This window comes from Staphylococcus sp. EG-SA-2, from assembly GCF_017152085.1.
Genome location: NZ_JACYHC010000415.1, coordinates 1 through 6,241, shown reverse-complemented (window position 1 = coordinate 6,241; position 6,241 = coordinate 1). Strand labels below are relative to the sequence as shown.

Sequence of the window (6,241 nt, the reverse complement as noted above, 5' to 3'; positions counted from 1 at the left end):
TCTTCAATTTTATTAGATCCAGAATACGGTTTACCAGCATCTGATGCACGTAACAAAGATTGTGGATTATTGCTAGCTTATGAAAAAACTGGTTATGACGTAAATGCTAAAGGTCGTTTACCTGACTGTTTAGTAGAGTGGTCTGCAAAACGTTTAAAAGAACAAGGTGCAAATGCTGTTAAATTCTTACTTTACTATGATGTTGATGATGCTGAAGAAATTAACATTCAAAAGAAAGCATACATTGAAAGAATCGGTTCAGAATGTGTTGCAGAAGACATTCCTTTCTTCTTAGAAGTATTAACATACGATGACAACATTCCTGATAACGGTAGTGTTGAATTCGCAAAAGTTAAGCCTAGAAAGGTTAACGAAGCAATGAAATTATTCTCAGAACCACGCTTTAATGTTGATGTATTGAAAGTTGAAGTACCAGTAAACATGAAGTATGTAGAAGGCTTTGCTGAAGGTGAAGTGGTTTATACAAAAGAGGAAGCGGCACAACACTTTAAAGATCAAGATGCAGCAACTCATTTACCATACATTTACTTAAGTGCTGGTGTTTCTGCGGAATTATTCCAAGAAACTTTAAAATTTGCTCACGAAGCTGGTGCTAAATTCAACGGTGTACTTTGTGGCCGTGCTACATGGTCTGGTGCTGTTCAAGTATACATTGAACAAGGTGAAGATGCTGCTCGTGAATGGTTACGTACAACTGGTTTCAAAAATATTGATGACTTAAATAAAGTATTAAAAGATACTGCGACATCTTGGAAACAAAGAAAATAAGTATAAAAGGGGATTAATGCTATGAATAGAGAAGAAGTCCAATTATTAGGTTTTGAAATTGTTGCATTTGCAGGGGATGCACGTTCTAAGTTTTTAGAAGCATTGACAGCAGCTCAAGCTGGAGATTTTGCAAAAGCAGATGCATTGATTGAAGAAGGAAACAATTGCATTGCTGAAGCGCATAGAGCACAAACAAGCCTGTTAGCTAAAGAAGCGCAAGGTGATGATATTGCATACAGTGTAACGATGATGCATGGTCAAGACCATTTAATGACAACAATTTTACTGAAAGATTTAATGAAGCATTTATTAGAATTTTATAAAAGAGGGTGATGACAATGATGCAAAAATTGATCGCACAAATTGAAAAAGGGAAGCCATTTTTCGAGAAATTATCACGTAACATATATTTAAGAGCCATCCGTGATGGATTTATTTCTGCAATGCCTGTCATCTTATTCTCAAGTATCTTTCTATTAATTGCATACGTGCCAAATATATTTGGTTTTAAATGGGATAAAGGCATGGAAGCCATTTTAATGAAACCATATAACTATACGATGGGGCTTGTAGCATTTTTAGTAGCAGGAACGACAGCGAAATCTTTAACAGATTCATTTAACCGTAAGCTAGAAAGTACAAATCAAATTAACTTTATTTCTACAATGCTAGCAGCGATGTGTGGATTCTTGTTCTTAGCTTCTGATCCAGCCAAAGATGGTGGATTCTTAAGTGCATTTATGGGAACTAAAGGTTTATTAACAGCATTTTTATCAGCATTTGTAACTGTTATTGTTTATAACTTCTGTGTGAAGCGCAATATTACAATTAAAATGCCGAAAGAAGTACCGCCGAATATTTCACAAGTATTTAAGGACTTAATTCCATTTTCAGCGGTAATCATCATTCTTTATGCATTAGATTTAGTCATTCGCAACAGCTTTAAATCAAATGTAGCGGAAGGTATTTTAAAATTATTCGAACCATTATTTACAGCAGCAGATGGATGGATTGGTGTCACAATTATCTTTGGTGCCTTTGCATTATTCTGGTTTGTAGGAATTCATGGTCCATCAATAGTAGAGCCAGCAATTGCAGCCATTACATATGCGAATATCGAAGCGAACTTCAAGTTGCTTCAAGCTGGAGAACACGCAGATAAAATTATTACATCAGGTACACAAATGTTTATCGTTACTTTTGGAGGTACGGGTGCAACATTGGTCGTCCCGTTCATGTTTATGTGGATGACGAAATCTAAACGAAACAAAGCGATTGGACGTGCATCAGTTGTACCAACATTCTTTGGTGTAAACGAACCAATTTTATTTGGTGCACCACTAGTATTGAATCCTGTGTTCTTTATTCCATTTGTATTAGCACCAATTGTTAACGTATGGATTTTCAAACTTTTCGTTGAAGTGTTAGGAATGAATAGTTTTAGTGTAAATTTACCTTGGACAACACCAGGTCCATTGGGCATTATCATGGGTACAGGTTTTGGTTTATGGTCATTCGTACTAGCTATTACTTTGATTGTTGTAGATATTATTATTTACTACCCATTCCTAAAAGTTTATGATAGTGAAATTCTTGATGAAGAAGAAGGACGTAAAGAAAGTAATTCAGATTTAAAAGAAAAAGTTGCAGCAAACTTTGATACGAAAAAAGCTGATTCAATTTTAGCGGCAAGTGGTGTATCAGACGATGCAGCTAAAGCTTCAAATATCACAGAACAAACAAATGTCTTAGTACTTTGTGCCGGTGGTGGTACAAGTGGATTATTAGCCAACGCACTTAATAAAGCAGCTGAAGAATATCATGTGCCAGTGAAAGCAGCAGCTGGCGGATACGGCGCACATATGGACATTATGAAAGAGTACCAATTAATCATTTTAGCGCCACAAGTTGCGTCTAACTATGAAGATATTAAGCAAGATACAGATAGATTAGGTATTAAATTAGCGAAGACTCAAGGTGCTGAATATATCAAATTGACACGAGACGGCCAAGCAGCCCTTGATTTCGTTCAACAACAATTTGAAAATTAAGAATAGGAGTTTTTCATATGACTAAAACATTACCTGAAGATTTTATTTTTGGTGGAGCAACAGCAGCATATCAAGCAGAAGGTGCGACAAATACAGATGGTAAAGGTCGTGTTGCATGGGATACGTATTTGGAAGAAAACTATTGGTACACTGCAGAACCAGCGAGTGATTTTTATAACAGATATCCAGTGGATTTAGAATTAAGTGAAAAATTCGGTGTTAATGGTATCCGTATTTCAATTGCATGGTCACGTATCTTCCCAAATGGATATGGCGAAGTTAACCCTAAAGGTGTTGAGTATTACCATAAGTTATTTGCAGAGTGTCATAAACGTCATGTTGAACCATTTGTAACATTGCATCATTTTGATACACCAGAAGTGTTACACAAAGATGGCGATTTTCTAAATCGTAAAACGATTGACTACTTTGTAGATTATGCTGAATATTGTTTTAAAGAATTCCCAGAAGTAAAATATTGGACTACATTCAATGAAATTGGACCTATTGGTGATGGTCAATATTTAGTAGGTAAATTCCCTCCAGGTATTAAATATGATTTTGAAAAAGTTTTCCAATCACATCACAATATGATGGTTGCTCATGCAAGAGCAGTAAAATTATTTAAAGATGGCGGCTATCAAGGAGAAATTGGTGTTGTACACGCATTGCCAACAAAATATCCGTTCGATCCATCAAATCCTGAAGATGTTCGTGCAGCAGAATTAGAAGATATCATCCATAATAAATTCATCTTAGATGCAACATATTTAGGTAAGTATTCTCGTGAAACGATGGAAGGTGTGCAACATATCTTATCTGTTAATGGCGGTAAATTAAATATTACAGATGAAGATTATGCCATTTTAGATGCAGCCAAAGATTTAAACGACTTCTTAGGTATCAATTACTACATGAGTGACTGGATGAGAGGTTACGATGGAGAATCTGAAATCACGCATAATGCGACAGGTGATAAAGGCGGTTCTAAATACCAACTTAAAGGTGTCGGACAACGTGAATTTGATGTCGACGTACCTCGCACAGACTGGGACTGGATGATCTATCCTCAAGGTTTATATGATCAAATCATGCGTGTTGTTAAAGATTATCCTAACTATCACAAGATTTATATCACTGAAAATGGTTTAGGATATAAAGATGAATTTATTGAATCTGAAAAAACAGTTCATGATGATGCACGTATTGATTATGTAAGACAACATTTGAACGTTATTGCAGATGCTATTAAAGATGGTGCAAATGTTAAAGGTTACTTTATTTGGTCATTAATGGATGTGTTCTCTTGGTCAAATGGTTATGAAAAACGATATGGTTTATTCTATGTCGATTTTGAGACTCAAGAACGTTATCCTAAGAAAAGTGCTTATTGGTACAAAGAGTTAGCCGAAACAAAAGAAATTAAATAATTATAGATATTAAAAGGCCTATCAGTCGAGTGCTGGTAGGTCTTTATTTATAGAAAGAGATAAATTAAACAAGTATATACATATTTATATATTAATCAATGGGTGACACACCATTGAAAGCTAAAGAAGCAATCAATTAACAAACGTTAACGGACAACTTTCCAAAGTCATCTTAAAAGTTAATGATGTATTCAAAATCAACTAAAGGACATTTTTAATCACATCCTTTATACTTATATAAAAGACATGAATGGGAGTTAAAAGTGTGAAGAAAATTTTTGTAATTATTACGACATTGTTAGCGGTCGCTATTATTATAGGCTCTATTATTACGGTGGTGTTTAGTCAACGACAGGCACAAACATTTAAAATACAACAACAGCAATTTGTTAAAAAGCCAATTCCAACATTGTTCTTACATGGATTTGGTGGTAGTGCCAATTCTGAAAAGTTTATGGTGAAGCAAGCAGAAAAAAGAGGGGTAACTAAAGATATCATCACTGCTTACGTTTCAAAGGATGGTGCAGTGACATTTAAAGGGAAACTAAGAAAAGATGCAGTGAATCCTATTGTGAAAATTGAACTTGAAAATAACAGACAAGGCTATTTGGATAAGAATGCTGCGTGGTTTAAAAATGTACTGACTAAGTTACAATCTGAATACAATTTCGATAAATTCAACTTTGTCGGTCACTCAATGGGGAACTTAACATTTGCACAATATATGATGACATATGGTAACGACAAGTCACTGCCACAGTTAAACAAACAAGTGAATATTGCAGGGACATTTAATGGTGTTTTAAATATGAATGAAGATGTCAATGAAATTACAGTTGATAAAGATGGTAAACCAAGTCGAATGAATCAACCTTATCAGCAATTACGCGTGCTAAAAGATATTTATAAAGGTAAAGGTATCGAAGTGCTAAATATTTATGGAGATTTGAAAGATGGTACACATTCAGACGGCAGAGTGTCTAATAGTTCTTCGAAATCATTAAAATATTTACTGGGAAATAGTCCGAAAAGTTATCGAGAATCTAAATATGAAGGTGAGCCTGCACAACATAGTCAGCTTCATGAGAATGAAAATGTTGCTAATGAGTTAATCGACTTCTTATGGAAAAAATAAAGCAACTGCTAGTTTTCTGGGGCAAAAAAGCTTGTAATATTAGAGCTTTTCAAAAATTATCTATTGTTTGAGAGTTTCCATAAAATGTCTAAGTCGTAACATTTTTAATTTATGTTTACAGCAAATATAATGTACTTGAAGTTAAATGAATCAGTGCTTAAGTCAAAATATAACAACTAAGAATGTATTTGCATACAGACATCACGAAGACACAATTAAAACTTAACGCTTAAGTAACAAATAAGTAAAAGTTTCAAATAAAGAAAGGTGATTAATGATGCAAAATAAACAAATTCTTTTTAACAAAATACCAGAAGGCATGCCTCAAGAGGATACATTCAAAATTGAAGAGATTGACACGCCTAAACTTGAGAGCGATGGTGTACTTGTACAAACGCTGTATATTTCAGTGGATCCATATATGAGAGGACGTATGACTAAGGCAGATTCGTATGTACAGCCTTTTGAAATTGGTAAACCGATTGTTAGCCATGTCGTTGCAAAAGTAATTGATTCGACACTCGCAGATTATAAAAAAGGAGATGTCGTTGTAGGTATGTTGCCTTGGCGAATCATTAATCATGTCCAAGCGGATCAAATTACTAAAGTTCCAACGACAGATGTACCACTTGATTTATATTTAAGTGTTTTAGGAATGCCAGGACAAACAGCATATCATGGTCTGCTTGATATTGGACAACCTAAAGCCGGTGATACTGTTGTGGTTTCAGCTGCATCTGGTGCTGTAGGTTCAGTTGTAGGTCAAATTGCTAAGATTAAAGGTTGCCGTGTAGTAGGTATTGCGGGTGGCGACAAAAAAGTAAATTATTTAACAG

At 34.8% G+C, this 6,241-nt stretch carries 5 protein-coding genes and 1 pseudogene; all 6 read left to right on the top strand.

Annotated elements, in window-relative coordinates:
• Positions 1 to 789, top strand: a 789-nt coding sequence (lacD, locus tag IDG60_RS04555) for a tagatose-bisphosphate aldolase (RefSeq protein WP_206160524.1), incomplete at its 5' end; no start/stop codon positions are given.
• A 21-nt stretch (positions 790 to 810) separates the two neighbouring features.
• Entirely contained in the window at positions 811 to 1,122 is a 312-nt protein-coding gene (locus IDG60_RS04550; protein ID WP_001078309.1) for a PTS lactose/cellobiose transporter subunit IIA, read from the top strand.
• Positions 1,123 to 1,127: 5 nt separating this feature from the next.
• A complete protein-coding gene (locus tag IDG60_RS04545; protein ID WP_000983330.1) occupies positions 1,128 to 2,840 on the top strand; it encodes a lactose-specific PTS transporter subunit EIIC in 1,713 nt (570 codons plus the stop codon).
• Between the two features lie 17 nt (positions 2,841 to 2,857).
• A complete protein-coding gene (lacG, locus tag IDG60_RS04540) occupies positions 2,858 to 4,270 on the top strand; it encodes a 6-phospho-beta-galactosidase (RefSeq protein ID WP_000169224.1) in 1,413 nt (470 codons plus the stop codon).
• Positions 4,271 to 4,535: 265 nt separating this feature from the next.
• Positions 4,536 to 5,405: an alpha/beta hydrolase gene (locus IDG60_RS04535; protein WP_000719329.1), complete on the top strand. Its 870-nt coding sequence runs from the start codon at positions 4,536 to 4,538 to the stop codon at positions 5,403 to 5,405.
• A 277-nt stretch (positions 5,406 to 5,682) separates the two neighbouring features.
• Positions 5,683 to 6,241 (top strand): annotated as a pseudogene (locus tag IDG60_RS04530) (NADP-dependent oxidoreductase); the annotation flags it as partial.

What these genes read in the sequence shown, in the direction of transcription:
- IDG60_RS04550 (WP_001078309.1), top strand. Translation starts at nt 811, where the DNA reads ATGAATAGAGAAGAAGTCCAATTATTAGGTTTTGAAATTGTTGCATTT.
- IDG60_RS04545 (WP_000983330.1), top strand. Translation starts at nt 1,128, where the DNA reads ATGATGCAAAAATTGATCGCACAAATTGAAAAAGGGAAGCCATTTTTC.
- lacG (WP_000169224.1), top strand. Translation starts at nt 2,858, where the DNA reads ATGACTAAAACATTACCTGAAGATTTTATTTTTGGTGGAGCAACAGCA.